We start from the raw sequence: 26,047 nt of genomic DNA on the forward strand, positions 1-26,047 counted from the left end.
GAATTGACGGACAATCGATGAACAGAGCAGAAGGAGACGCATCATGAATATCGAACACCTGGTCAAGATGGCCAACCAGATCGGCAGTTTTTTTTCCACCATGCCGGACCGTGACCAGGCCATTGCCGACCTGGCTTCGCACCTCAAGCGTTTCTGGGAGCCACGTATGCGCAAGGCCTTCCTGGAGCATATCGAGAAGACGCAAGGGGAGGGCCTGGATCCCATCGTGCTGGAGGCGGTGAACCGGCATATGCAGCAGTTGGCAGTGTAGGGCGGCTGCCTGCTTGTGACTTTGAGGAAACCGCTCAGTTGGATGAGCGGTTTTTTTTCGTCGGTTGAGTGCGGGTGCCGATAAGCACGCCAGGTTACCTGGAAAACTTCCAGAAAGCGCCAATAGTCCGCCAATAGGTGTAAAAAAACGTTGATAAGATGTTGATTTAATGGATAAAATTCACGGCAATAAAATCGTGAAAGTGCGCCAAATGCTCGCCATTGGAAAGATAGAACCGCTGCTGCCCATGGATTCGGAGCTGGTTCCATTGCTGGAACTGGCCTCGGATCTGCGGGCTGAATCCATTTTGCTGCTCTCGCATGTCGGGGAGCGATCCCGGCCAATGCTGGCGAGCATGCTGCGCGCGATGAATTCCTATTACTCCAACAAGATCGAAGGCCAGCATACTTATCCCGCCGATCTTGAGGATGCGCTGCACCGCCATTTCTCGGCCGATGCCGAGATCCACAAGCGTCAGATCCTGGCACTGGCGCACATGGCGGTGGAAGAAGAATTCGAGGCGCGGGCGCGGACCATGACGTGGGATGCGATGTTTACGCAGGAGTGGATCAGTGATCTGCATGCGTCGCTGTATGCGCGGCTGCAGGAAGAAAGCCATATCGTGCTGGACCAGCATGGGCGCGAACGCGGACGCTTCCAGCCGGGCGCTCTGCGCCGACACGCCGTAAAGGTCGGGGCGCATATACCCCCGGAGCACAAACTGCTCCCTGATCTGCTGACACACTTCCATGGTCGCTACGGCAAGGTGCATTACCGCGATGTCAGCAAGATCGTCGTCGCTGGCGCATCCTTGCATCGGCTGTCATGGATTCACCCCTTCATGGATGGCAATGGACGCGTCAGCCGTCTGCACAATCATGTCCTGTTGCACCATCTCGGATTGACCGATGGGTTGTGGTCACCCATGCGCGGGTTGGCGCGCAAGCAGGAGGAGTACTACGGTGCCCTCCATCAGGCAGACTTGCCTCGCCGTAATGCCACCGATGGCCGGGGTGAATTGAGTTCCAAGGGACTGGCCGATTTCATCCGCTTTTGGCTTGATACCTGCCTGGATCAGGTTCGATTCATGGGGCAGCTCTTGCGGTTTCCGGAAATGGAAGCGCGCTACGTCAATCTGGCACTGCTGTTCGCACATGGTTTTGGCCGGGAGCCGGTGCCACATCATCGCAGCATCCTGCGCCCGGAATTGTTGGGCAAGATCCTGTATCGGCTGTTCCGCGCCGGGCAGATGGAGCGCAGCGAGTTCAAGGCTGCACTCGATATTTCGGATCGCACGGCGACCCGGCTGATCAGTCGCTTGCTGGAGCAGCGACTGATCGTCTCAGAGGGGCGCGTGGGGGTGTTGCAGCCCGGCTTCCCCTTGGGCAGTTTTCGTTATCTATTCCCGGGGTTGTGGCCCGAGGCCGAGGTGTTGGAGATGCCACCCATCGGAGGCGAGTAAAGCACTGCAACAGCACTTTGCGGCACAGGTTCTTCCTCACGCCGCCAACGCCACCTCCGCCGCAATCCGATGAAAACGCCGTCCAAAATAAGCCAGCCCATCGGCTTGCGACGCTGCCAGGCGAATATGCCGGATCTCCACGAACAGTACGCTGTGCGTGCCCGCCTGCTGCTGCAAGACGATGTCACCCTCCAGCACGGCCAGCGCATCGGGCAGCACCGGCTGGCCGTAGTCGCCGATCTCCCAGCCTACCTGCGCCATGCGTTCTTCGGCCGCCAGCCCGGTCATGCCGGCAATCATGCGCGCCACGTCTTCGTGATGCCCGGCCAGGATGTTGATGCACAGCCGTCCGTTGCCCACCAGGATGGAATGGGCAGCGCTCTTGACGTTGATGCACACCAGCACCGTGGCCGGGTCGTCGGAGACCGAACTGACGGCGCTGACCGTCATGGCGGCGCGTCCGGCAGGACCATCGGTGGTGATGATGTTGACCGCAGCCGAGAGACGCGCCATGGCGTCGCGAAAATCTTGCTTCATGGTAGGTCCGTCCAAAAAAGAGATGACATCCGGCACAAGGCTTCGTATCCTTTGCGCCATCAGCCATGTCGTCTGCGGCGCCGTCAGGCGGATGTCGATCAGCAGGTGAGAGGGAGAACGCATCGCCTATGAAAGCCTGCGTCCTGGGATGAACAATAGACCCTGCACAAATGGCGGGTCAAATGATTGTCTGGAATGTTCCGCATGAAGCAAATGAATATCGGCGCGGTGGACTTGAACCTGCTCAAGACCTTCATCGTCATCTGGGAGCTGCGTAGCCTCACCGCTGCCGCCGACCGCCTGCACCTGACCCAGCCCGCCGTGAGCCACGCCCTGCGCCGCTTGCGCGAAATGTTCGATGATCCGCTCTTCGTACGCAGCACCAGCGCCATGGTGCCCACCGAAACCGCGATCCGCCTGCATGAACCCATCGCCCGCGCCCTGGGCATCATCCACGAGGCCCTGCATACCCACGCCAGCTTCGATCCGGCCACGGCCACGCGGACCTTCCACCTGGTCATGTCGGACATGTCCTGCAGCCACGTGCTGCCGTTGCTGATGGAAGAGCTGGCCCATGCCGCCCCGCACGTCTCCATCGAAGTGCAGCAGATGGCCATGGAAAACCTGGGCGCGGCCATGCGCAACGGCGACATCGACCTGGCCTTCGGCTACCTGCCGGGCCTGCCCGAGGATTGCCAGAGCCAACTGGTGCTCAATGACGACTACGTCTGCATGCTGCGCAAGACCCATCCCCAGGCCGGCGAACCGCTGACCATGGAGAGCCTGCTGCAGCTGCGCTACGTCTACGCCAACACCAATACCACCGGCCACCAGCTGGCCGAGGATGTGCTGCGCAATGCCGGCGTGAAGCGCGATTTCGCGCTGCGCATGCCGCATTTCACGGTGGCCCCGCAGATCGTGCGCGACACCGACCTGGCCCTGTTCCTGCCGCGCAGCATCGCCGAGCGCCACAACGTCGACGAGGCCTGCGTGCTGCTGGACCTGCCGCTGGAGATGCCGCGCATCCCGGTGAGCATCTATACCCATACGCGCTTCTCGGCGGACTCGGGCATCCAGTGGCTGCGCAGCCTGCTCATCGAGATGTTCGGACGCGAGGCCGAGAACGCCTGATCCTTCCCCGTACTGGAGTCACATTATGAGCATTGCCGTCACCGGAGAGGTTCCCTATTACGCCGTCATTTTCACTTCACTGCGCACGGAAGGCGATCACGGCTATGGCGAGATGGCCGAGGCCATGGTGGAGGCGGCGTCGCGCCAGCCCGGTTTCCTGGGGCTGGAGTCGGCGCGCGAGGAGGTGGGTATCACCGTGTCTTACTGGGCGAGCCTGGAAGCCATCGCCGCGTGGAAACGCGACCTCGATCACCAGCTGGCCCAGCGCCTGGGACGCCAGCAGTGGTACGAGGCCTACAAGACACGGATCTGCAAGGTTGAGCGGGATTACGCCTTCACCCGTGATTAAAACTCAGCAACTGCGCTGCAGGAAATCCATCACCGCTTCAGCAAAGGGGCCTGGCATCTGGTCCGGCATGGGGACCATGCCGTCGTCCAGCGTCTGCCACTGGCTGCCGGCAATGGCCTGGGCGATGCGTTCGCTGTAGGGCGCCGCATGCGGATCGCGTCCTGCCCGCAACACCAGTGTGGGTGCGCGTACCAGGCCGATGCGATCTTCCATGGGATAGTTGCGCACCACGATATGGCCATGCGAGGCCATCGGTCCGGCCTTGAGGGCATCCACCATGAAGTGCGTGAGCAGGTCGGTATCGCCTTCGGGATAGAAGGGCTGGCGGCGCTGCCACAGTTCCTGCAGGTGCGCGCCATCGGTGCGGACCTCCACATCGTCCACGGTGCGTTTGCCCGCGTGTGCGCTGCGCCGTGCGGCGTCGTTGTAGGGGCAGGAAGACAGTACCAGCGCCGCCACCCGCTCAGGGGACGACGCCGCGATTTCCATGGCCGTGACTGCCCCGGTATGGTGGCCGACCACGGCGGCCTTGCGGATGCCCAGCTGGTCCATCACTTCCAGCGCCAGGCTGGCCCAGCGCTCGATGCTGTGCTGCGCCGGTGGCGGCTTGCAGGAATCGCCAAAGCCCGGCGTATCGATGGCGATGGGGCGGTAGCGCTGCGCCAGCAGCGGCAGCACATCGCGGAATTCGTCCCAGGAACGCGGGGTCTGGTGCAGCAGCAGCACGGGCAATCCTTCGCCCATGCTGGCCACGTGCAGCGGGCCGGCACTGGTGGGGATGAACTGGCGTACGAGGGCGGGATGGGCTTGGGACATAAGAGTGGCTCTCTGGCACGGCGAAGAGGCCGCAGCCTCTTCCCGGTCACATCATCAACAACGAACAGCCGCGTGAAACAGCAAACGATATAAACGATTTGTATCGTTTGAAGAATTCAGCGCTTCGTTACTTCATCAGCACCGAATAGGTCGGCACATTGTTGGCCCAGCCTGCGGCCAGCGGTGCCACAAACACGTTTTCGGTACGGGTACGTGCGATCTTCCACACCCCGTCCACCTTCTTGAACAGGTTGTTGAGCCGGCTGGAGCGCAGCAGCGACGAGCCATCGCCGAAGATCCACGGCTGGCAATGCACCCACTGGCCATCGGCGTGCGTGCAGTCGGCATTGACGTGGATCTGTTCCGAGGTCAGGTAGTGGACGTTCAGGAGCAGTTCCGGATCCTTCTTCTGGCCCCAGAAGGCCTGGAAGTGCTTGCGGATCGCTTCCTTGCCGACGGCTTGGCCGAACTGGCCCTCGTAGTAGGAACCGACGCCTTCCCAGATGGCGTCTTCGGCATAGAGATCGAGGATCTTCTCGATGCGTTCGGCGTCATCGGCCACCGGCTCGGGGCAGGGCGTGTCGCACAGGAACATGTAGCGCGCCTGGATGCGGCGGATGTCGGCCTCGGCTTCGAGGATGTCGAGGCGGCGTTTGAGTTGCTGGATTTCCTGGGTAAAGTCGGTCATGGTGCCTGGTCTCTCGTGATCTTGATCTTGTATGGATGGGAAAGGCCAACCATGCATACAAACGCATGGTTGGCAGCGGCGATCAGTGCATCGCCGCCAGGAGGGGCTTGGGGCTTACAGGTAGCGCGCCAGCAGCTTGCGGGTGGCGATGCGCAGCACGCGGTCGAACAGGTAGCCCAGCAGGCCCAGCGCGATGATGCCTACGAACACCCACTCGGTACGGCTGAAATTGCGCGCCGTCCAGATCAGGGCGCCCAGGCCTTCGCGGGCCGAGACGATTTCGGCCGAGACCACCGTCAGGAAGGAATTGCCCATCGCGATGCGGGCGCCGGTGACCATGAAGGGCACGGTCGAGGGCAGGATCACGGTGGTCAGGATCTTCCATTGTCCGGCACCCAGCGAGGCCGCCGCACGCAGGCGCAGCGGATTTACCGCCTGCACGCCGGCGATGGTGTTGAGCGTGACGATGAAGACCGTGGTGTAGAAGATCAGCGCGATCTTCGACAGTTCGCCGGGGCCAAGCCAGATCACGGCCAGGGTGACGAAGGCGATCGGCGGGATGAAGCGGAAGAACTCGATGTAGGGATCGAGCAATTGCCGCACCAGGTCAAAGCGGCCCATGAAGATGCCCAGCGGCACGCCGATGGCTACGCCCGCACCCCAGCCGGCCAGGATGCGTCCGGAGGAGGCCAGCACCGATTGCTGCAGGGTGCCGTCATTGATCAGTTCCAGTGCGGCCGCCCAGGTCATCGAGACCGAGGGCAGGAACAGCGGCGAGGTGGTCATCGAGACCAGTTGCCACAACACCAGGCCGCCGACGATGGCGACCACCGAGATCAGGAAAGGACGGGCTGCTTTCATGCGACGACCCAGGTTGGATGGCATGGCCGACTCTTGTGCCGTCGGGGAGGCTGTCTGTGTGAGCTGGGTCATTGTACGGATTCCTCTTCAATCAAACCTTGTGCGCGCAGCACGCGCGTGACTTCTGCACCGATGTCGTCGCGGATGCGGGCATACAGTGCCATGCAGGCCGGGTCGGCCGGATCGCGCGGATGCGGCAGGTCGACTTCTTCGATGGTCTTGATGTGGGCGCGCGGACCTGCCGTCATGGTGACCACGCGGTCGGCCAGGAGGATGGCTTCCCAGATGTCGTGGGTGACGAAGACGATGGTACAGCCGGTGCTTTTCCAGATGCGGTCCAGCTCGCTTTGCAGCACCTCGCGGGTCTGCGCATCGAGGGCGCCGAAGGGCTCGTCCATCAGCACCACCGACGGTTCATTGACCAGCACGCGGGCAATCTGCGCACGCTGGCGCATGCCGCCGGAGAGCTCGGCCGGGAACTTGTCGATGGCGTGCTTGAGGCCCACCAGCGAGACATAGCGCTCGGCGGCCGACCGGCGTTCGGCCGCCGGGATGCCGCGCAGCTTGAGACCGTACTCGACGTTCTCGCGCACCGACAGCCACGGGAACAGCGCCTCGGAGGACTGGAACACGACGCCGCGATCCAGCCCCGGCCCCTTGACGCGCTTGCCGGCCACGCTGATCTCGCCGGCCACATCCTGGAAGCCCGCAATCGCATTGAGCAGGGTGGACTTGCCGCACCCCGAGGGGCCCAGCAGGCAGATGAATTCTCCTGCGCGGATATCGAGGTCGATGCCCGCCATGATCTCGTTCTTGCCGATGGTCAGGCCGACGCGCTTGATGGAAACTGAAGATCCATGTCCCATGGCTTACCCCTTGTAGAAACCGCGTTGCAGGATCTTGCTCATGTCCACCGGTGCCTTGATGGCCTGCTTAGAAAGAAGGAATTCGCCGATGGCATTGGCGGTCTTGAGATCGGTGTCGGTGAAGTCGCGCACGATCGGTTCCATGTCCTTGAGCGAATTGAGCGTCTGCGGCACCGGGATGCGGGTGATGGCCTGCACCGATTGCGCCGCGCGCGGCGGATCCTTGCGGGTGATCTCGGAGGCTTCGGCCAGGGCCTTGAGGATGTTGCCGGCCACTTCCTTGTTGGCGGCCAGCCAGTTGGCATTGGCCGAGAGCCACAGGGTGCTGGTGTAGCCGACGTCGCCGGCGGTCATGAGGATGTGGCCGCCTTGTTGTACGCCCAGCGTGGGCCACGGTTCCCAGACGAAGTAGGCATCGATGTCGCCGCGCGCCAGCAGGGCCGGCAGTTCCGGCGGACCGGAGCGCACCATCTCGACCTTGGCGGCATCGATGTTGAGGGTCTTCAGGGTCAGGCCGGTGACGTATTCCGAGACCGAACCGGCGACGATGCCGAACTTCTTGATCTTGTCGGCCGAGGTGATGGCCTTGCGGGCCACCAGCTTGACGTAGGTCTTGGATTGATAGGTCACGGCCAGCGGGCGCAGCTCGGCGCGCGAGAGGCGCACGATGTGCGTGGGTTCGCCGGCGCAGCCCAGCTGCACCTGGTTGGCCACCAGCGCGTTGAGCGCTTCGCCGCCGTCGGTGTAGGACTGCACGGTGACGTTGGGGGCGCCGTATTTGGCGAACAGTTTTTCGTTGGCAGCGACGTAGAAGGCCGTGAAGACGGGATCAGCGCCGACGCCGATGATGACGGGCGCGCCCTGGGCCAGGGCTGGCAGGGCAGGGGCAGCACCTGCAGCGAGCATGGAGGCGGCGCCGAGCAGCAGCTTGCGGCGTTGTGGCGAAACGGTGGAGTGGGTCACGGGCTGGGTCCTCTTTGTAAAGTTGGTGAAACGCCAGTGGAGATGGCAGGCACGGCAGTAACAAAGGCAAAACACGGGGTGCGCTTGCGCCTGCAGCGCAGGCATGAGCGCAGGCAATTTTTCAGGAGGGGAGGCGCATCAGCGCTTGATCCCCAGCTTTGCAAAAAGCGCGCCAGCGCTTTCGTAATTCAACTCCGACAGCGCCGCGTGCTGGGTGACCACCATCGCATCGCGCACGATGCGCTGCAGGCGGTGGGTGCGCTGGATGGCCGCCATGCCGGCGGCCTGGTAGGCGTCGTTGACGACTTCCATCGAGACCCGGGCGGCATAGGTGGCCGAGAGCTTGAGCATCATGTCGATCTCTTCGGTGACGGGGTTGCCGGCCACGATCTGTTCCCAGGCTTGTTCGCAGGCATCGTAGAAGAACATGCGGGCACTGCGCCACTTGGCTTCGGACACGCCGAGCTTGATCTTGTAATACGCGCGGTCGGCCAGGCGCAGCGCGCCCGGCATGATCTTGGCGCCACCGGCCATGTCGGTGACGATGTCCAGCGCGGCGCGGGCCAGGCCGATGTTGACGGCGGCGTGCACTTCGGCCTGGTAGGCCAGGGCCGGATAGCGATACAGCGGCTCATCGATGAGGCCGGCCGCGCCACGGGCACAGGTCCATTCGTGGGCCACGAACTTGTCCTTGAGGCGGGTATCGTGGCTGCCGGTGCCTTGCATGCCGACCACGTTCCAGTTGTCGACGATCTCGATTTCCGAGGCCGGCATCACGGCCATGAGGGCGGGTTTTTGCGCGCCGTCCTCGAGGCTACTGGTGTCCTTGATGCCCACGCCGATCCAGTCGGCGCCCTTGCAGCCGCTGGCGAAGTGCCAGCGCCCGGTGATTTCCCATCCGCCGGGGACGGCCTTGGCTTCCTGCAGCGGATAGAGGCCGCCGGCATAGACCTGGTCGGGGCCGCTTGCGTAGATCTTGCGTTGCGTTTCGATGGGCAGGGCGGCGAGATAGGTATTGGCCGAACCGAAGGCAGCGACCCAGCCGGCCGAGCCATCAGCCTTGGAGATGCGTTCGACCATGGCCAGGAAGGGCGCCGGGGCCAGGGCTTCTCCGCCGAACTTGCGCGGCGTGCCGCTGCGGAAGATGCCGGCCTTCTTCATGGTGGCCACGATGTCGCGCGGTACGTGGCCTAACTGATCGAACTCATCGCGGCGTGCGATCACTTCCGCAATGAGGGTATCCATTTCAGGAGAGTCCGCATGCGGTGGAGCAGCGGTGACGATTTTTTTCTGGACGGGATAAACATCGAGCGTGATCGAATTCATGGCACACCACTTTGGTTGAAAGGAGGTAGCTGAGTGTCGTCCTGGGTCAAATCAGGGTCAAATTCTATTTAGGAATTGGCCGAATGAATATTAGTAATAATGATTAGGCTGCTCCGGGTTGGTACGCAGGCTTGTGCATGGTGCACCCGCATGATGCGCGAAACCCGCACGGGAAGGGCGTTTGGCGCGATCCTGCACCAAACGCGAGAGGATCGCTGCCCTGTCTGGAGAAGTATTTGCAGTATTGATGCGGCTAATCGGCGGTGCGGATTTGCCTGCAGTGGAGGGGACTGACTACCATGAGGGCCGGGATTGAAAGGAAACACTGTTCAGTTTCGTCATAGGCTCCTTCTGGCCTTCATTTCGGGCGGACTTCTTCGGGAGTCCGCCACTTTTCTTTTGCTTTTTCTCTTCTTCTTTCCCTGCAGCCCTTGCGGTGCGGGGACGTCTTCTTTTTTCTATTGCGTATTGATTCAATGTGCCGGTGCGGTGTAACGGCTAACGCCAATGCGCATCGGCACAGCCGTGCTGCGCGATGTTCTGCAATTTATCTTGTATGGATTCGCATGGGACGATGTCAGCGGGCATTCCCCATACATGAATGATTACGTCGCAGTACCTCGCGAATGAGGAAATTCACGTCGAATCATTCGAATAAAAAAATCGGCCGCATGAAAGCGGCCGAACTTGAATCACGAGAAGGCGGGACAGGAGATCAGTAACGATACCCCAGCGTCAGCAAGATGGTCCGGTCATCCCCCAAGGCCACCGCACGCGCCAGACCGCCCGCGTAATAGTGCGTATTGAAGATGTTCTTCACGTTCAGCGCAGCGCGCCAGCGTTCGGCGTTGTAGGCCACGCCGGTATCGGCCAGCACGTAGCCGGGCAGGGTATAGCCATTGGTGCGCATCATGCTCTGGCCATGCACGCCGCCGTTCCACTCCCATCCGGCCAGCTGGCCCTTGAAGCGATAGCGGGCGCTGGTGGTGAAGTTGTGACGGGGGACGTTGTCCAGCCACTGGCCCACGGTGGTGCTGCGCTGGCCGCCGTCATCGGTCACGGTGGCCGCCGTATAGGAGTAGCCCGCGTTGAGGCTCAGGCCATTGCGCAAGTCCGAGGTCACGCTGATCTCGCCGCCTTGCGAACGTTGTTCGCCGACCGCGATTTTTTGGTTGTCGTGGTCAGGGTCGGTAACAAGAACGTTCCGGCGACGTAGATCGAAGAGTGCAAAATTCACGCTGGTTCGCCCGCCGTCGAGATCGACCTTTATGCCGGCTTCCCATTGCTTGCCAGTCTCCGATTTGAAGGTGCTCCCGGCAAAGTTGGTACCGCTGTTGGGGTAGAACGATGTGGCGTAGCTCACGTAGGGACGCACACCCTGCCACAGCTCCACCATGACGGCCGTCGAAACAGTGGTGGCGCTGGAGGCGTTATTCGTATGGATGCCAGTAATGCTGTTGGTGGTGTAGGTCGCTGCGCGGTCTTGGCGTACGCCCGCCAGCAGTTGCCAACGCTCGCCCAAGCTGATTGTGTCGCGCGCATAGAGGCCCGTATCACGAACGGAGGTATCGTTGAGCTTGGCATTGGAGGAGGTGAGCTTGGTCGGACAAACGATGGCGGCACCGTAGCTCGGGCTATAGATGTTGCTCAAGGCGGCGACGTTGCAGGTAATCGTTCGCTCCTGCTCACGTGAGTTCATGTAATCGGTACCGATCGTAACGTCGTGCTTGCCCCAAGCGGTAACGAAGCTGCGCTGGATATTGGTATCGATGGAAAACGTCTGGCCTTCATAGGTCTGATCCGTGCCAGTGCGGGGCAGATTGCGGCTATTGCCGTCCATTAACCCGTTGGTCACCACTTGCCCGCTCATCTCGAACTGCTGGTAGCGCACGTTGTTGTTGAGGGTCCAGCCGTCATCGAAGCGGTGCGTCAGCGCATAGCCGATGCGGGTTTCATTGGCCGCATACGGACGCGCGCCCGGCTCGCCGATGAAGAGGCTGCGCGGCAGCGCGCCGTTGACGTTGCTGTTGATCGAGCCCGACAGCGGCAGCCCTTGCTGGCGCACGTAGTTGCGTTCCTGGTAGCTAGTCAGGATGGTGAAGTCGGTGCGCGCACCCAGGTCCAGCGAGAGCGAGGGCGCGATGTAGCGGTTCTTGAACCAGACCTTGTCGGTGGCGTCGTTCGAGTTGGAAATGAGGCCGTTGATGCGGAAGGCTTGCTTGCCGTTTTCCGACAGCGATTTGTTCATGTCCACCGTGGTCTGGTAGAAATCGTGGCTGCCCACGGTCACGTCCACGTTGGCGAAATCATTGTCCTGCGGACGCTTGCTGACCATGTTGACCAGCCCGCCCGGCAGCACCAGCCCATACAAGAGCGAGCCCGGTCCCTTGAGTACTTCCACCTGCTGCAGTCCAAACAACTGCTCGGCCACGCGCGAGCTGGCCGTGGTCCGCAGGCCATCCAGATACAGCGAATCGGAAGCGACCTGGCCACGGATGATCAGGTCATCCCAGCCGCGCCGCCCATATTGCTGCGCGACCACGCCGGGCACGTTCTCCAGCGCATCGGCCAACGACACGGCTTGCTGGCTGTCCAGCATGGAGCGCGTCACCACCGACACCGATTGCGGGGTTTGCGACAGCGGCGTCGTCGATTTGTTGACCTGGCTTTGGGTGGCCTTGAATTTGGTGTCGTTCACACCATCAGCGACCACATCAACGGTGGGCAATTGCGCAGAGGCCGCGCTGTTGTCCGTGCCGGCAGTTTGCGCGAGGACGGTAGAGGCGGGCAACACGGAAAAGGCAAGCAGGACGGCGAGGGCGCCGGGAGAGAGGGAGGGCATGAATCAGATAATAATGAGAATAATTACTATTCATAATATCGCATTCTTGTGCCTGGCAACAAATTTTTACTGATCGTTGGCAGCTTGTCGCCTTGTGCGGCTGAAGCGCGATTGGCGCGTTGCGTCAAGAAGGTCGGGAGCTTCGGTCCCTTGATGGCGGGAATGAAGCTATCGCCAAAACGCCCCCGTCTCATGCGCTGATTCATTCATATTGCCCTGCGAGAACGTGAGCGCGCCGTTCATGGCATGTGCTCAAATTTTTCATCTGAAATAAGTTTGACCCGCCCGAATCCCGCTGCTATCTTGGAACCGGTTCCAAAAGATTCATATAAACGAGCAGCCCGGAACCTTCAGGCAAATCAACCGATGCAGTTCAACGATTTGGCGGGCAATAGTGAGACAAAGCACCAAGACCGGCACCGACCGGGTCACCATCGCGCAGGTCGCGCGGGAGGCCGGGGTGTCCAAGACCAGCGTATCGCGTTACCTGGGCGGCGAATTCGACGCGCTCTCGGCACGCCTGCGCGACCAGATCGGCAAGACCATCGCGCGCCTGGGCTATCAGCCCAGCCAGATGGCGCGCGGGCTCAAGGGTGGCCGCACCCGCCTCATCGGCATGCTGGTGGCGGACATCCTCAACCCCTATTCGGTGGCCGTGCTGCATGGTGCGGAAGCGGCCTGCCAGAAGCATGGCTACACGCTCATGCTGTGCAACACGGGCAACGACGAGGCGCGCGAGAAGCAGTCGCTGGCGGCCCTGCATTCCTACAGCGTGGAAGGCCTGCTGTTCAACACCCAGGGCCGCAACGTGACGCCGCTGCGCGAGCTGGGGCAGGCGGCCTTTCCGGTGGTGCTGCTGGACCGCCACGTGGAAGGCTGCGACTTCGACCTGGTGGGCCTGGACAACGTCAAGGCCGCGCAGCTGGGAACGCAGCACCTGCTGGCGCAGGGCTATACCGATATCGCGCTGGTGGTGCAGCCCCTGTACGGCGTGAGTTCGCGGCAAGGGCGGCAGGCGGGTTTTTTGCAGGCGATGGCGCAGCGGCCCGATTGCCACGGCGAGACGCTGGAAGTGGATGTGGACCAGCCCGGCCATGTGGCCACGGTCGTGCGCGAATATTTCCTGCGCCGGGCCGCCGCCGGCAGCACGGGGCGTGTGGCCCTGCTGGCCGGCAACGGCATGGTGTCACTGCAGATCGCGCTGGCCTTGCAGAGCATGACGCTGCGCTTTCCGGATGACGTGGGCTTGCTGTGCTTCGATGAACTGGCCTGGTCGCCCTTGGTGGGCAGCGGCATCAGCACCATCGAACAGCCCACGTATGACATCGGCTTTACGGCCATCGAACGCTTGCTGGTGCGCATCCACGGCGAACGCTCGGTACGCATGGAAATGCTGCTGGATCCCCGCCTCATCTGCCGCGGATCGACCGCCAGTGTGGAAGGCCATCCGCAGCGCGCGCTGGTGCGCGGCATGACCGACAAGATTTCCCCCGCGCCGACGGCGCAGATGGGCCGGATTTAAACGCATCGCTGGAACCGGTACCAAGACGTGGCGCTCCCGATGTGAAGCTGCGCCTCACTGGTAAGACCTTGGAACAGGACGGCAGAGCTGTTCAGTGCAAAGACTGTCCGTATTTCAGCCGTATTTCAGCATCACGCAACCGTATTACGGCCTTGCGGCCGCATCACAGACCTGCAAGCGGGAAGCACAAGCAGGCAGCAACAAAGAGGGGCAAACGGGTCCATGCAGCCACGCGATAGCGGGGCGGGACCCGGCGCCTGTCGCACTCAACGGACTGCCGTCCACACGGCATTGATTGATCAGGAGACCAGGATGAGCATCAAGAACATTTTCAACGCAAAATTCGTCGCACTGACGCTGGCTGCCGCTTGCGCAGTGGCCAGCGCCGCCAGCGCCAGCGCGCAGAGCATCGCCGAGCTGACCAAGAAGGGCAAGATCACCATCGGCGTGGTCAGCGGCACACCGCCCTTCGGTTCGGTCGATGCCAAGGGCGAGCCCATCGGCTATGACGTCGATGTGGCCAACCTGATCGGCAAGTATCTCGGCCTGCCGGTGGAGATCGTGCCGCTGGTGCCGCCGGCCCGTATCCCGGCGCTGGAATCGGGCAAGGTCGACATGCTGGCCGCCACCCTGGCCCCCACGCCTGAGCGCGCCAAGTCGGTGTTGTTCACGATTCCCTACAGCGGCTTCGAGCTGTCCATCGTCGGCCCGGTCGGCAGCAACTACAAGAAGCTGGACGATCTGGTGAAGAAGAAAGTGGGCGTCTCGCGCGGCTCCACCAACGACACCGCGCTGACCCGCCTGGCCCCTCCGGGCACGGTACTGGTGCGTTTCGAGGATGACTCCACGGTGACCCAGGCGCTGCTGTCGAACCAGGTCGATGCCATCTCCATTCCCAACACGATGGCCAATGAAATCGTCAAGAGCCGTGGCCAGGGCAAGATCGAAGTCAAGTTCCCGTACTCGGTGCAACCCAATTCGATGACCGTGCGCAAGGGCTCCTACGAGCTGCAGCAGTGGCTCAACAACTTCATCTACTACGTCAAGCTCAACGGCGAACTCGATGCCATCTCGCGCAAGTGGGCCGGCCCGCTGCCCAACCTGCCGGTGTTCTGATTCCGTCCTGCGGAATCTGTCTTGCAGAAGCGGCTGCGCAGGCATGAGCTGCGCAGCCTGAGAAGAACAGATCACGCGCCGTTCAGGGGATGAACGGACGGCGCGGGTTTGTCGGAGGAGCACACGATGCATTACGATTTTCAGTTCGCGTTCATCTTCCAGCACCTGGATCAGTTGCTGGTCGGCGCACTGCTCACCATACGGCTGAGCGCGCTGTCGATGATCTGCGGTTTGGCCGTCGGCATTTTCGGCGCCATCATTTCCATTCATGGCAGCGCACCGGCGCGGCTGGCGGTCACCTCTTACGTGGAGCTGATCCGCAGTACGCCTTTCCTGGTGCAGCTGTTCATCATCTTTTTCGGCCTGCCTTCCATCGGTGTACAGGTCAATGCCAACATCGCCGCGCTGGTGGCCATGACGGTCAACCTCGGGGCCTACTCCACCGAGATCGTGCGGGCTGGCATGATGGCCATCCACCCCTCGCAGATCGAAGCGGCGCAGGCGCTGGCCATGACGCGCGGGCAGGTGATCCGGCATGTGGTGCTCACACCCGCGCTGGAAAAGGTCTATCCGGCACTGGCCAGCCAGTTCACGCTGATGATGCTGGCCTCCAGCATCGTCTCGGCCATCTCGGCTGAGGAGTTGACGGCCACGGCCAACCTGCTCGATGCCGAGACCTTCCGCAGCTTCGAGATCTACCTGGTGGTGATGGTGCTCTACATCCTGCTGGCATTGCTGTTCCGCCTGGCCTTCTGGCTGATCGGACTGGTGGTCTTCAAACGCCGTCGCCGCCTGGGCGTGGCTCGTCCGAGGAGGATGTGATGCTCGCTGAATTTTCCTTCGATAATTTCATGTTCCTGCTGGAGGCGGCGCGCTGGACGCTGCTGCTCTCGGCGCTGGCCTTCATCGGCGGCGGCATCGCCGGCTTCATCGTGGCCCTGATGCGCACCTCGCACCTGGCTCCGCTGCGGCTGCTCTCGGCGGTGTATATACAGATCATCCAGGGCACGCCGGTGCTGATCATCCTGTTCCTGTCCTTCTACGGACTGGCGATCTTCGGCTACAAGCTCCCGCCCATGGTGGCTGCCACCATCGCCATGACGATCTATTCCAGCGCCTATCTGGGCGAGATCTGGCGCGGCTGCATCGAGGCCGTGCCGGTGCCGCAGTGGGAAGCCTCGACCGCCCTGGCCATGACGCGCTGGCAGCAGCTGCGCTACGTGATCCTGCCGCAGGCGGTGCGTATTTCGCTGCCGCCGACCGTGGGCTTCCTGGTGCAGATCGTCAAGAACACCTCGATCGCCTCCATCATCGGCCTGGTGGAACTGGCGCAGGCCGGCAAGCTGGTCAGCAATGCGACCTTCCAGCCGTTCCTGGTCTTCCCCATCGTGGCCGGTATCTACTTCGTTTTCTGTTATCCGCTGTCTCGTTTCGCTTTTGCCCTGGAGAGGAAATACCATGCCCATCGTTGAGATTGACAACATCACCAAACGCTTCGGCAGCAACCAGGTGTTGAACGGCATTTCGCTGTCGGTCGAGCGCGGCCAGGTGGTGGCCATCATCGGCCGTTCGGGCTCCGGCAAGAGCACCATGCTCCGCTGCATCAACGGGCTGGAAACCATCGATGGCGGCAGCATCACCGTGGCCGGCCACAAGCTGACCAACAAGCATGAACACCTCATCGAATTGCGCAAGGATGTGGGCATGGTGTTCCAGCATTACAATCTCTTTCCGCACCTGACCGTGGAGGAGAACATCATGCTGTCACCCCGCATCGTCAAGAAGACCGCCACCGACACCGCCCGCGAGACTGCCATCAAGGTCTTGAAGCAGGTCGGCTTGGATCACAAGCGCGACGCCTATCCCGAGCAGCTCTCCGGCGGCCAGCAGCAACGCGTGGCCATCGCCCGCTCGCTGGCCATGGAGCCGCAGGTGATGCTGTTCGATGAAGTGACCTCGGCACTGGACCCGGAACTGACCGCCGAAGTGCTGAAGGTCATGGAAGAGCTGGCACGCGGCGGCATGACCATGCTGCTGGTAACGCACGAGATGGAGTTCGCGCGCCGGGTGGCGGACCTCACCGTCTTCATGCACCAGGGCAAGGTGTGGGAAGCGCGTCCCTCGAAGGAATTTTTTGCCGATCCGCAGACGCCGGAAGCCAGGCAGTTCATCGGTGCAGGGGCCCTCAAGTGAGTCCGGTCCTGGTCGCCGCCTCGGCCTATGGGGCGGACCTGGTGCGGCGGGTCGGCCATGCCGACCTGGTCCCGATGGTGGCGGCGGCCGGGGCGGCTGGCCTTGAAATACGGCGTGAGCTCTTCGATGGTCCGCAGGATTTGCCGGCCTTGCGCGCGCTGTTGGAGCAGCACAAGCTGTTCTCGGTGTATTCCGCGCCGTTGGAATTGTTCCGTGCCGACGGGCGATTTGATCGCGAGCAGATCGGGCAGGCGATGAACGAGGCCGAGGAGATCGGTGCACGTTTCCTGAAGGTATCGCTCGGCCATTTCTCTGTCGCCAGTGATCTGCAATCATTGCTGCGCTTCCTCTCGCATTCCCCCATCGAAGTGCTGCTGGAGAACGACCAGACCCCGCAGGGCGGACGGCTGGAGCCCATCGTCAGCTTCCTGGCACTGTGCACCGGCAATGGCTATGCCTTCGGCATGACCTTCGACATGGGCAACTGGCACTGGCAGGGTGTCGATCCCGAGACCGCCGCGCGCTCGCTGGCACCGCACGTGCGCTACGTGCACTGCAAGGGTGTGCAGGAGGACAAGGGCAAGCTCAAGGCCGTGCCGCTGCAGGCGCAGGATACGCACTGGCCGGCCATGCTGGCGCATTTCCCCACGGGCATCCTGCGGGCCATCGAATTCCCGCTGGTGGGCACGGATCTGGAAGAAACGACGCGCCGCCACGTGGCGATGCTGGCGGCCGTCTGAGGACAAACACAATGACGATGCAACTGGATGTGGTGACCTGGGGCGAAGCCCTGGCCTTGCTGGTGGCCGATGAAGTCGGCCCGTTTGAAGAAGTGGAAAAATACACGCGCCGCCTCGCCGGTGCCGAGACCAATGTGGCCATCGGCCTGGCGCGCCTGGGTTTGAAGGTGGGCTGGGCCAGCCGGGTGGGCAATGATGCCTTCGGCCGCTTCATCCGCAAGCGGGTGGCGCAGGAAGGGGTGGAGGTCAGCCGCGTGCTGACCGACATGGAATTCCGCACGGCCATCCAGTTGAAGGCCAAGGCAGTCGATGGAGCAGACCCCGCCATCGAGTATTACCGCAAGGGATCGGCGGCCAGCCATCTGTCGCTGGAGGATTTCGATCCGGCGTATTTCGGGGCGGCGCGGCACCTGCACGCCACCGGCATCGCACCGGCCTTGTCGCCCACGACGATGGCCTTTGCCCATCACGCCATGGAGTTCATGCGCGCGCAGGGCAAGACGATTTCCTTCGACCCCAACCTGCGCCCGATGCTGTGGCCCTCGCGCGAAGTCATGGCGCAGCAGTTGAATGCGCTGGCCTTCAAGGCGGACTGGGTGCTGCCGGGATTGTCGGAAGGGACGCTTCTGACCGGATATGAAGATCCGCACGCCATTGCCGGCTTCTACCTGCAGCGCGGTGTGAAGATGGTGGTCATCAAGCTGGGCGCCGAGGGCGCTTACTGGCGCAACCGTGAAGGCGAGGGCAGGGTGGCTGGCGTGCCGGTGAAGGAAGTGGTCGATACCGTGGGCGCCGGGGACGGCTTCGCAGTGGGTGTCATCAGCGCGATGCTGGAAGGTTTGCCGGTACCCGAGGCCGTCATGCGCGGCAACCGCATCGGCGCGTTCGCCATCCAGGTGGTAGGCGACATGGAAGGCTTGCCCACCCGGGCCGAGCTGGAGGCGGCCTCGGCCTGATTTGACTCTTACAGGAATCGCCATGAAGCCGCACGTAGTCGTCTACAAAAAATTGCCCGAGCACCTGCTGCAGCGCCTGCAGGCAGAATGCGACGTAACGCTCTTCGACCGTATCACGCCAGACAACCGCGCCGATTTTCTCGCAGCGCTGAAGACTGCCGAAGGCATCATCGGCGCCAGCCTGCCCATCACCAACGACATGCTGGAGGGCGCGCCGCAACTCAGGATCGCCTCCACCATCTCGGTGGGCGTGGACAATTTCGACCTGGATTATTTTCGCCAGCGCGCTCTGATGCTGGCGCATACGCCCGGTGTGCTCACCGAAGCCACTGCCGACACCATCTTTGCCCTGATCCTCTCCACTGCGCGCCGCGTGGTGGAACTGGCCGAATACGTCAAGGCCGGACGCTGGAAGGGCAGCATCGGTGAGGCCCAGTTCGGCGTGAACGTACACGGCAAGACGCTGGGCCTGATCGGCATGGGCCGCATCGGCTCTGCGGTGGCGCGGCGGGCGCATCATGGTTTTGGCATGCCGATCCTGTATCACAACCGCCGCCCCGATCTCGAGGCCGAGCGCGAACTCGATGCGCGCTACGTCAGCCAGGATGAGTTGCTGGCCCAGGCGGACTTCGTCTGCGTCATGCTGCCCCTGAACGCCGATACCGAACGCCTGATCGGCGCACGCGAATTCGCGCTCATGAAGCGCAGCGCCATCTTCATCAATGCCTCGCGCGGGCGCATCGTCGATGAGGCGGCGCTGGTCGCGGCCCTGCAGGACAAGACCATTTATGGTGCCGGCCTGGATGTGTTCGAGGTCGAGCCGCTGCCCGCCGAATCGCCCTTGCTGCAACTCCCCAACGTGGTGGCCTTGCCCCACATCGGTTCGGCCACCCATGAAACCCGGCTGGCCATGGCCGAGTTGGCCGTCTCCAACCTGCTGGCCGGCCTGCGCGGCGAACCGGTCCCCCACCTGGCGGTCTGAACGGCGCGGTGTTGCCTGCGGGCAGGCCGCGCTTCAATTCCGCTGCATGAAGTTTTTTTCAGCTTCTCTTCATTTCCTCTTCCGCTCACGTGAATCTTTGGTGTATGCTGCGAACATTAAAAAGAACGATCGTGCTAAAAACCGGTAGGCACCCCGTTTTGCTTTTATAATCCTGCGGAAGTTTACGTTTACGTCAATTCCTTTTTGCAAGGGCCATGCGATGAAAGTATTAGTACCAGTCAAGCGCGTCGTGGATTACAACGTCAAGGTGCGCGTCAAGAGTGACGGCAGTGGCGTCGATATTGCCAACGTCAAGATGTCGATGAACCCGTTTGACGAAATCGCGGTGGAAGAAGCCGTGCGCCTGAAAGAAGGCGGCAAGGTCACCGAAGTGATCGCCGTCTCCGCCGGCGTGACCCAGTGCCAGGAAACCCTGCGCACCGCCATGGCCATTGGTGCCGATCGCGGCATCCTGGCCGAAGTGGCGGCCGATGTGGAACTGCAACCGCTGGCCGTGGCCAAGATCCTCAAGGCCCTGACCGAGAAGGAACAGCCGCAGCTGATCATCCTGGGCAAGCAGGCCATCGACGATGACTGCAACCAGACCGGCCAGATGCTGGCGGCGCTGCTGGGCTGGCCGCAAGCCACCTTCGCCTCCAAGGTCGTGCTCGAAGAGGGCAAGGTCACCGTGACCCGTGAAGTGGACGGCGGCCTGGAAACCCTGGCCCTGACCCTGCCGGCCATCATCACCACCGACCTGCGCTTGAACGAGCCGCGTTACGTCACGCTGCCCAACATCATGAAGGCCAAGAAGAAGCAGCTGGACACCGTCAAGCCCGAAGAGCTGGGTGTGGACGTGGCCCCGCGCGTGAAGACCCTGAAGGTCACCGAGCCTGCCAAGCGCAGCGCCGGCGTGAAGGTGCCGGATGTCGCGACCCTGGTCGCCAAACTGAAAAATGAAGCCAAGGTGATCTGATCATGACCGCACTCGTTATTGCCGAACACGACAACGCCAGCCTCAAGGGCAGCACCCTCAACACCATCACCGCCGCGGCGCAAGCCGGTGGCGATGTCCACGTCCTGGTGGCCGGCGCCAATGCCAAGGCCGCTGCTGATGCTGCCGCACAAGTGGCAGGCGTGGCCAAGGTACTGCTGGCCGATGCCCCGCAATTCGCCGACGGCCTGGCTGAAAACGTGGCCGAACAAGTCCTGGCCATCGCCAAGGATTACAGCCACATCCTGGCGCCCGCCACCGCCTACGGCAAGAACATCCTGCCGCGCGTGGCCGCCAAGCTGGACGTGGGCCAGATTTCCGACATCACCAAGGTGGAGTCGGCCGATACCTTCGAGCGTCCCATCTACGCCGGCAACGCCATTGCCACCGTGCAGTCGATCGACCCGATCAAGGTCATCACCGTGCGCACGACCGGTTTCGATCCGGCCGCGCAGGGTGGTTCGGCGGCCGTGGAAAGCATCCCGGCCGTGGCCGATTCGGGCAAGTCCAGCTTCGTGGGCCGTGAAGTGGCCAAGTCGGATCGTCCGGAACTGACCGCTGCCAAGATCATCGTCTCCGGTGGCCGTGGCATGGGTTCGGCGGAAAGCTTCAAGATCCTGGAGCCGCTGGCCGACAAGTTGAACGCCGCCATGGGCGCCTCCCGCGCTGCGGTCGACGCAGGCTACGTGCCCAACGACTGGCAGGTCGGCCAGACCGGCAAGATCGTCGCGCCCCAGCTCTACATCGCCGTCGGCATCTCCGGCGCGATCCAGCACCTGGCCGGCATGAAGGACTCCAAGGTCATCGTCGCCATCAACAAGGACGAGGAAGCGCCGATCTTCTCGGTGGCCGATTACGGCCTGGTGGGTGACCTCTTCGAGGTCGTCCCCGAGCTGGTCAAGCAGCTTGGCTGATGTGGTCTGAAAGGTAGTATCCGCCCCGGCTCAGGCCGGGGTGTTTTCGTGCAAGCAAGGAACGCCGGCAGAGCGTTCCGCATTGGAGGTTGGAGATGAGTTATATCGCGCCCGTGAAGGATATGTTGTTCGTCATGAACGAACTGGCCGGTCTGGCAGCCGTGAATGCGCTGCCGGGCTGCGAGGATGCCACGCCGGAAACGGCCGAGGCCATTCTCGAAGAAAACGCCCGTTTCTGCAGTGAAGTGATCGCCCCGCTGAACCATTCTGCCGACAAGGCCCCCAGCAGCTGGGCTGACGGCAAGGTCACCACCAGCCCCGGTTTCAAGGAAGCCTTCCGCCAGTTCGGTGAAGCCGGCTGGCAGGGCGTGCAGCATCCCGTGGAGTTCGGCGGACAAGGCCTGCCCAAGCTGCTGGCCACGCCCTGCATCGAGATGCTGAACTCGGCCAATCTCTCCTTCGCGCTGTGCCCGCTGTTGACCGATGGCACCATCGAAGCGCTGATGACGGCCGGCACCCAGCAGCAGAAGGAAACCTTCATCGCCAACTTCATCTCCGGCAAGTGGACCGGCACCATGAACCTGACCGAGCCGCAGGCCGGCTCCGACCTGGCACTGGTGCGCACGCGCGCCGTGCCGGAGGGTGACGGGACCTTCAAGCTCTTCGGGACCAAGATCTTCATCACCTATGGCGAGCACGACATGGCCGAGAACATCGTCCATCTGGTGCTGGCCCGCACCCCCAATGCGCCCGAAGGCGTGAAGGGCATCTCGCTGTTCATCGTGCCCAAGTTCCTGGTCAACGCCGACGGTTCGCTGGGCGCGCGCAATGACGTGCACTGCGTCTCCATCGAACACAAGCTGGGCATCAAGGCCAGCCCGACCGCCGTGCTGCAGTTCGGCGACCATGGCGGCGCCATCGGCACCCTGGTCGGCGAAGAGAATCGCGGCCTGGAATACATGTTCATCATGATGAATGCGGCGCGCTTCGCCGTGGGCATCCAGGGGCTGTCGGTGTCGGAGCGTGCCTATCAGAAGGCCGTGTCCTACGCCCGCGACCGCATCCAGTCGCGCGACCTGGCCGGTTCGCCCGGTCCGGTGGCCATCATCCATCAGCCCGATGTGCGCCGCATGCTGATGTCCATGCGCGCCCAGATTGAGGCGGCGCGGGCCTTGGCCTATGTGGCCGCGGCCACCTCGGATGCGGCGCACTTCAGCGATGATGACGCTACCCGCAAATCCAACCAGGCCTTCTACGAATACCTGGTGCCCATCGTCAAGGGCTGGATCACCGAGATGTCCATCGATGTGACCTCCACCGGCGTGCAGGTGCATGGCGGCATGGGCTTCATCGAGGAAACCGGCGCGGCCCAGCATTACCGCGATGCGCGCATCCTGCCGATCTACGAAGGCACGACCGCCATCCAGGCCAATGACCTGGTGGGCCGCAAGACCGTGCGCGACGGCGGCGCTGTTGCCAAGGGCATCATCGCCCAGGTGCGCCAGACCGTGGCCGAACTGCAGGGCGATGCGCAACTGCAGCCCATCGCGGCGCGCCTGGCCGAAGCCGCCGATGCGCTGGAACAGGTGGTCGGGTATGTGGTGGCCAACGTCAAGAGCGACATCAAGGCGGTCTTCGCGGGCAGCGTCCCGTATCTGAAGATGGCCGGCGTGGTGCTCGGCGGCTGGCAGATGGCGCGTGCAGCGGCCATCGCAGCGGGCAAGCTCAAGTCCGGCGAAGGCGACGGCAAGTTCTACGAAGCCAAGTTGGCGACCGCGCGTTTCTATGCCGAGCAGATCCTGCCGCAGGCGCTGGCCTATCGCACGGCCATCGTCGATGGCGGTGCAGCGGTGATGGCACTGGCTGAAGAGCAGTTCTGATCCCGGCTTCAAACAAAAGCCCGGAACATCGCAGTGACGATGTGCCGGGCTTGTTCTTTAGGATCGCGAGGGCAGGGCGTCAGCTCAGCCGAAGGCCCCGCCGGTGAAGAGCAGGTCGAAGCTGCGCGCCAGCAGGGCGATCACGCCCATGGCCCCCAATCCCACCGTCAGGACCAGGATCAGCGCCAGGATCCAGTGCGACTCAGAACGCTTGCCGCTGCCGGCGTTGTAGCGCGCATCCCATTTATCGTCGGGCGACAGGCCCAGTACCAGTGCTTCCAGGCAGCCAATCAGCACCGACAGCACGAAGGGCAGGCCGGTGAAGAGCTTGGGTGCCTCCGGCTGCGCCGCCATCAGGGCCAGCGATAAAGGAATGGCCAGGATATGCAGCCAGCCGAAGCGGTCACGGCCGCCGTGGAGATAGAAACGGTGCAGGCCGATACTGCCGAAGACGGTGGCCAGGAAAGTCGTCAGGGTCTTGTTCTTGTGGCGGGGTGCGGAAGGCAAGGGCATGCTGCGCGTCTCTTTATTCTGTTGTAAGCCGCCGGAGTTGAATCTGGCGGCCATGTTGTGGTCAGGTCTGGCAGCAGTATAGCCGAGCCCCTGGCGCAGGGTGATTTCCATCAGGGCAAGCTGCGATGTGGCGGTCCTGGCCGGAGAAAGGGGCAAAAGTGATGCCAAAAGACATCACTTTTGCCGTGTTTTGGGGAGTTTGCGAGGCGTTGTGCGTTGGTCTATGGCACAAAAGCACCAAGCAACTTGCCCGGGTGGGCGGAAGTCCGTTATAATCTGCGGCTTTTCCGTGTCCGTATTCTTACTGGAACCATTATGGTCGTTATTCGTTTAGCTCGTGGCGGCGCCAAGAAGCGCCCCTTCTACAACATCGTTGCAACCGACTCGCGCAATCGTCGCGATGGCCGTTTCATCGAGCGCATCGGCTTCTACAACCCGGTCGCTTCCGGCAAGGAAGAAACCGTGCGTATCGCTGCTGACCGTCTGGCTCACTGGCAAGGCGTTGGCGCACAACTGTCGCCGACCGTTGCTCGCCTGGTCGCTGAAGCCGGTTCCAAGGCTGCTGCTTAATACAGGTTTTCCTGTCTGATTCCGCGTCAGTTTTGCTGACGCCCGGATGAAGAACAGGTCTGGTGTACTCATGACTGATCAAGCCCAAGCGGGGTTCTCCGCACCCGACGATCTCGTGACCGTCGGCCATGTGACCGGAGCCTACGGAATCCAGGGCTGGATTCGCGTGCGTCCTTATTCTTCCGAGGCAGATGCCTTGTTGAATGCCAAGACCTGGTGGCTGGAGAAAACCGGCCAGCCCAAGCAGGATGTCGATGTCATGCAGTCCAAGGGGCACAGCGGCGATGTCGTTGCGCGCCTGACCGGGGTAGCGGACCGCAATGCGGCCGAAGCGATGAAGGGAACGGTGGTCTCCATCTCCCGCAAGCACTTCCCGGCGCTGGATGACAATGAATTCTACTGGGTCGATCTGATCGGCTCGGCAGTGGAAAATCTCCAGGGTGAAGCCTTGGGCGTGGTGTCCGACATGATGGACAACGGCGCCCATCCCATCCTGGTGGTGAAGGCCCCGGTGCAGGAAACTGCGCCCGAGCCGCAACCGCAACCCACTGCCGACGCAAAGCCGAAGAAGGGTGCCAAGGAGAAATCCGCGGCGGCACCCGAACTGCTGATTCCGTTTGTCGACCAGTTCGTCAAGACGGTGCAGCAGAGCGAAAAAAAGATCATCGTCGACTGGGACAAGGATTACTGACCTTCAAGGTCAGTTTTTTCTTTTCCGGCTCGCTGATGTGAACAGATTGAACCGATTCAACAGATTCAAACGAGTCAAAAGAACCCAGGAAATGGAGGCGTGATGCAGTTTGATGTCGTCACTCTGTTTCCCGAGATGTTCGCAGCGCTCACGCAGTCCGGCATTACCCGCCGGGCGCTGGAGCAGCAGCGCTGGGGCTTGCAGTTGTGGAATCCGCGTGAATTCACCACGGACAATCACCGCACCGTGGATGACCGCCCCTATGGCGGCGGCCCCGGCATGGTGATGCTGGCCAAGCCGCTGCAGGCTGCCATCGAGGCGGCGCAGCAGCGGCAGCAAGCGCTGGGCCTGGCCCGGCCGCGTGTGATCTATCTGTCACCGCAAGGCGCACCGCTGACGCATGAGCGCGTGGTGCGGCTGTCGCAGGACAGCGGGGCGGTGTTGCTGTGCGGACGCTATGAAGCGATCGACCAGCGTCTGCTCGACAAGTGCGTGGACGAGGAAATCAGCATCGGGGACTTCGTCCTCTCCGGCGGTGAATTGCCGGCGATGGCGCTGATGGATGCAGTGATCCGGCTCTTGCCCGGCGCGCTCAACGACAGTGCCTCGGCTGTGGAAGACAGCTTCGTCAACGGATTGCTGGACTCGCCCCATTACACGCGTCCGGAAGTCTATGAAGGTGAACCGGTGCCGTCCGTCCTCCTGGGTGGGCACCATGCCGAGATCCAGAAATGGCGCCGGCAGCGGGCACTGGAGGCCACGCAGAGCAAGCGTCCCGACCTCATCGCCAGGGCGCGCGAGCAGGGCCTGCTGAGCAAGGCCGATGAAAAGTTTCTGGGCAGTTTGCCGCAGCAGTAATCTTGC

At 62.4% G+C, this 26,047-nt stretch carries 27 protein-coding genes; 18 read left to right on the forward strand and 9 right to left on the reverse strand.

What is annotated here, in order from left to right:
• Window positions 1-43 precede the first annotated feature (43 nt).
• Window positions 44-271 (forward strand): formate dehydrogenase subunit delta, encoded by a 228-nt coding sequence (locus ACLRDN_RS07310; protein ID WP_034331331.1) that lies wholly within the window; start codon window positions 44-46, stop codon window positions 269-271.
• Between the two features lie 169 nt (window positions 272-440).
• On the forward strand, window positions 441-1,733 hold the full coding sequence (locus tag ACLRDN_RS07315; protein WP_413459599.1) for a Fic family protein: 1,293 nt from the start codon (window positions 441-443) through the stop codon (window positions 1,731-1,733).
• Between the two features lie 36 nt (window positions 1,734-1,769).
• Here the strand turns inward: ACLRDN_RS07315 and ACLRDN_RS07320 are convergent, their stop codons facing one another.
• Window positions 1,770-2,270: a flavin reductase gene (locus ACLRDN_RS07320; RefSeq protein ID WP_413459600.1), complete on the reverse strand. Its 501-nt coding sequence runs from the start codon at window positions 2,268-2,270 to the stop codon at window positions 1,770-1,772.
• Window positions 2,271-2,474: 204 nt separating this feature from the next.
• Between ACLRDN_RS07320 and ACLRDN_RS07325 the strand changes: the two genes are divergently transcribed.
• Both ACLRDN_RS07325 and ACLRDN_RS07330 read left to right on the forward strand, forming a co-directional pair.
• Window positions 2,475-3,401 carry a LysR family transcriptional regulator gene (locus ACLRDN_RS07325; protein WP_413459601.1) on the forward strand — a complete coding sequence of 309 codons (927 nt, stop codon included), beginning with the start codon at window positions 2,475-2,477 and terminating at the stop codon, window positions 3,399-3,401.
• A gap of 25 nt (window positions 3,402-3,426) precedes the next feature.
• Window positions 3,427-3,750 carry an antibiotic biosynthesis monooxygenase family protein gene (locus ACLRDN_RS07330; protein WP_134134819.1) on the forward strand — a complete coding sequence of 108 codons (324 nt, stop codon included), beginning with the start codon at window positions 3,427-3,429 and terminating at the stop codon, window positions 3,748-3,750.
• 3 nt (window positions 3,751-3,753) lie between these two features.
• Here ACLRDN_RS07330 and ACLRDN_RS07335 read toward each other — a convergent pair whose 3' ends face one another.
• The 7 genes from ACLRDN_RS07335 to ACLRDN_RS07365 all read right to left on the reverse strand — a co-directional run bounded on the left by ACLRDN_RS07335 (window position 3,754) and on the right by ACLRDN_RS07365 (window position 12,112).
• A complete protein-coding gene (locus ACLRDN_RS07335; RefSeq protein ID WP_413459602.1) occupies window positions 3,754-4,566 on the reverse strand; it encodes an alpha/beta fold hydrolase in 813 nt (270 codons plus the stop codon).
• Window positions 4,567-4,693: 127 nt separating this feature from the next.
• On the reverse strand, window positions 4,694-5,254 hold the full coding sequence (locus ACLRDN_RS07340; RefSeq protein WP_276839356.1) for a nuclear transport factor 2 family protein: 561 nt from the start codon (window positions 5,252-5,254) through the stop codon (window positions 4,694-4,696).
• A 114-nt stretch (window positions 5,255-5,368) separates the two neighbouring features.
• Window positions 5,369-6,187: an ABC transporter permease gene (locus ACLRDN_RS07345; RefSeq protein ID WP_209582947.1), complete on the reverse strand. Its 819-nt coding sequence runs from the start codon at window positions 6,185-6,187 to the stop codon at window positions 5,369-5,371.
• Window positions 6,184-6,981: an ABC transporter ATP-binding protein gene (locus ACLRDN_RS07350; protein WP_088756766.1), complete on the reverse strand. Its 798-nt coding sequence runs from the start codon at window positions 6,979-6,981 to the stop codon at window positions 6,184-6,186. The genes ACLRDN_RS07345 and ACLRDN_RS07350 overlap by 4 nt, the downstream gene beginning before the upstream one ends.
• Window positions 6,982-6,984: 3 nt before the next feature.
• On the reverse strand, window positions 6,985-7,944 hold the full coding sequence (locus ACLRDN_RS07355; RefSeq protein ID WP_121038542.1) for an ABC transporter substrate-binding protein: 960 nt from the start codon (window positions 7,942-7,944) through the stop codon (window positions 6,985-6,987).
• 138 nt (window positions 7,945-8,082) lie between these two features.
• Window positions 8,083-9,270, reverse strand: coding sequence for an acyl-CoA dehydrogenase family protein (locus ACLRDN_RS07360; protein ID WP_413459603.1), 1,188 nt, complete (start codon window positions 9,268-9,270; stop codon window positions 8,083-8,085).
• A gap of 715 nt (window positions 9,271-9,985) precedes the next feature.
• Complete coding sequence (locus ACLRDN_RS07365) at window positions 9,986-12,112, reverse strand: TonB-dependent siderophore receptor (RefSeq protein WP_413459604.1); 2,127 nt, start codon at window positions 12,110-12,112, stop codon at window positions 9,986-9,988.
• 394 nt (window positions 12,113-12,506) lie between these two features.
• Between ACLRDN_RS07365 and ACLRDN_RS07370 the strand changes: the two genes are divergently transcribed.
• The 11 genes from ACLRDN_RS07370 to ACLRDN_RS07420 all read left to right on the forward strand — a co-directional run bounded on the left by ACLRDN_RS07370 (window position 12,507) and on the right by ACLRDN_RS07420 (window position 23,409).
• Window positions 12,507-13,634: a LacI family DNA-binding transcriptional regulator gene (locus tag ACLRDN_RS07370; protein WP_413459605.1), complete on the forward strand. Its 1,128-nt coding sequence runs from the start codon at window positions 12,507-12,509 to the stop codon at window positions 13,632-13,634.
• Window positions 13,635-13,946: 312 nt separating this feature from the next.
• Complete coding sequence (locus ACLRDN_RS07375; RefSeq protein WP_413459606.1) at window positions 13,947-14,750, forward strand: transporter substrate-binding domain-containing protein; 804 nt, start codon at window positions 13,947-13,949, stop codon at window positions 14,748-14,750.
• Window positions 14,751-14,876: 126 nt separating this feature from the next.
• Window positions 14,877-15,572, forward strand: coding sequence for an amino acid ABC transporter permease (locus ACLRDN_RS07380; RefSeq protein ID WP_121038554.1), 696 nt, complete (start codon window positions 14,877-14,879; stop codon window positions 15,570-15,572).
• Window positions 15,572-16,222, forward strand: coding sequence for an amino acid ABC transporter permease (locus tag ACLRDN_RS07385; RefSeq protein ID WP_121038556.1), 651 nt, complete (start codon window positions 15,572-15,574; stop codon window positions 16,220-16,222). Before ACLRDN_RS07380 ends, ACLRDN_RS07385 begins: the two co-directional genes overlap by 1 nt.
• Window positions 16,209-16,943 (forward strand): amino acid ABC transporter ATP-binding protein, encoded by a 735-nt coding sequence (locus ACLRDN_RS07390; protein ID WP_134221841.1) that lies wholly within the window; start codon window positions 16,209-16,211, stop codon window positions 16,941-16,943. Before ACLRDN_RS07385 ends, ACLRDN_RS07390 begins: the two co-directional genes overlap by 14 nt.
• Window positions 16,940-17,683 (forward strand): sugar phosphate isomerase/epimerase family protein, encoded by a 744-nt coding sequence (locus ACLRDN_RS07395; protein WP_134134831.1) that lies wholly within the window; start codon window positions 16,940-16,942, stop codon window positions 17,681-17,683. Before ACLRDN_RS07390 ends, ACLRDN_RS07395 begins: the two co-directional genes overlap by 4 nt.
• Window positions 17,684-17,694: 11 nt before the next feature.
• Entirely contained in the window at window positions 17,695-18,639 is a 945-nt protein-coding gene (locus tag ACLRDN_RS07400; RefSeq protein WP_413459607.1) for a sugar kinase, read from the forward strand.
• A gap of 22 nt (window positions 18,640-18,661) precedes the next feature.
• Window positions 18,662-19,621, forward strand: a complete 960-nt coding sequence (locus ACLRDN_RS07405; RefSeq protein WP_413459608.1) for a 2-hydroxyacid dehydrogenase — start codon at window positions 18,662-18,664, stop codon at window positions 19,619-19,621.
• Between the two features lie 220 nt (window positions 19,622-19,841).
• Window positions 19,842-20,597, forward strand: a complete 756-nt coding sequence (locus tag ACLRDN_RS07410) for an electron transfer flavoprotein subunit beta/FixA family protein (RefSeq protein WP_413459609.1) — start codon at window positions 19,842-19,844, stop codon at window positions 20,595-20,597.
• A 2-nt stretch (window positions 20,598-20,599) separates the two neighbouring features.
• The gene (locus tag ACLRDN_RS07415) at window positions 20,600-21,529 is read left to right on the forward strand and encodes an electron transfer flavoprotein subunit alpha/FixB family protein (RefSeq protein WP_039787724.1); all 930 of its coding nucleotides are present in this window, start codon (window positions 20,600-20,602) and stop codon (window positions 21,527-21,529) included.
• A 95-nt stretch (window positions 21,530-21,624) separates the two neighbouring features.
• Window positions 21,625-23,409 (forward strand): acyl-CoA dehydrogenase, encoded by a 1,785-nt coding sequence (locus ACLRDN_RS07420; protein WP_413459610.1) that lies wholly within the window; start codon window positions 21,625-21,627, stop codon window positions 23,407-23,409.
• 84 nt (window positions 23,410-23,493) lie between these two features.
• Here the strand turns inward: ACLRDN_RS07420 and ACLRDN_RS07425 are convergent, their stop codons facing one another.
• Window positions 23,494-23,922, reverse strand: coding sequence for an NINE protein (locus ACLRDN_RS07425; protein WP_413459611.1), 429 nt, complete (start codon window positions 23,920-23,922; stop codon window positions 23,494-23,496).
• A 315-nt stretch (window positions 23,923-24,237) separates the two neighbouring features.
• On the opposite strand from ACLRDN_RS07425, the gene rpsP reads away from it, so the two are divergent.
• The 3 genes from rpsP (at window position 24,238) to trmD (ending at window position 26,041) form a co-directional block, all read left to right on the forward strand.
• The gene (rpsP, locus tag ACLRDN_RS07430) at window positions 24,238-24,492 is read left to right on the forward strand and encodes a 30S ribosomal protein S16 (protein WP_008327198.1); all 255 of its coding nucleotides are present in this window, start codon (window positions 24,238-24,240) and stop codon (window positions 24,490-24,492) included.
• Window positions 24,493-24,562: 70 nt separating this feature from the next.
• Window positions 24,563-25,183 (forward strand): ribosome maturation factor RimM, encoded by a 621-nt coding sequence (rimM, locus tag ACLRDN_RS07435; RefSeq protein ID WP_413459612.1) that lies wholly within the window; start codon window positions 24,563-24,565, stop codon window positions 25,181-25,183.
• A 102-nt stretch (window positions 25,184-25,285) separates the two neighbouring features.
• The gene (gene trmD, locus ACLRDN_RS07440; RefSeq protein ID WP_413459613.1) at window positions 25,286-26,041 is read left to right on the forward strand and encodes a tRNA (guanosine(37)-N1)-methyltransferase TrmD; all 756 of its coding nucleotides are present in this window, start codon (window positions 25,286-25,288) and stop codon (window positions 26,039-26,041) included.
• Window positions 26,042-26,047: the final 6 nt, after the last annotated feature.

The sequence above is a fragment of the Herbaspirillum huttiense genome (assembly GCF_047300815.1).
GTDB classification, from domain to species: Bacteria; Pseudomonadota; Gammaproteobacteria; order Burkholderiales; family Burkholderiaceae_D; genus Herbaspirillum; species Herbaspirillum huttiense_A.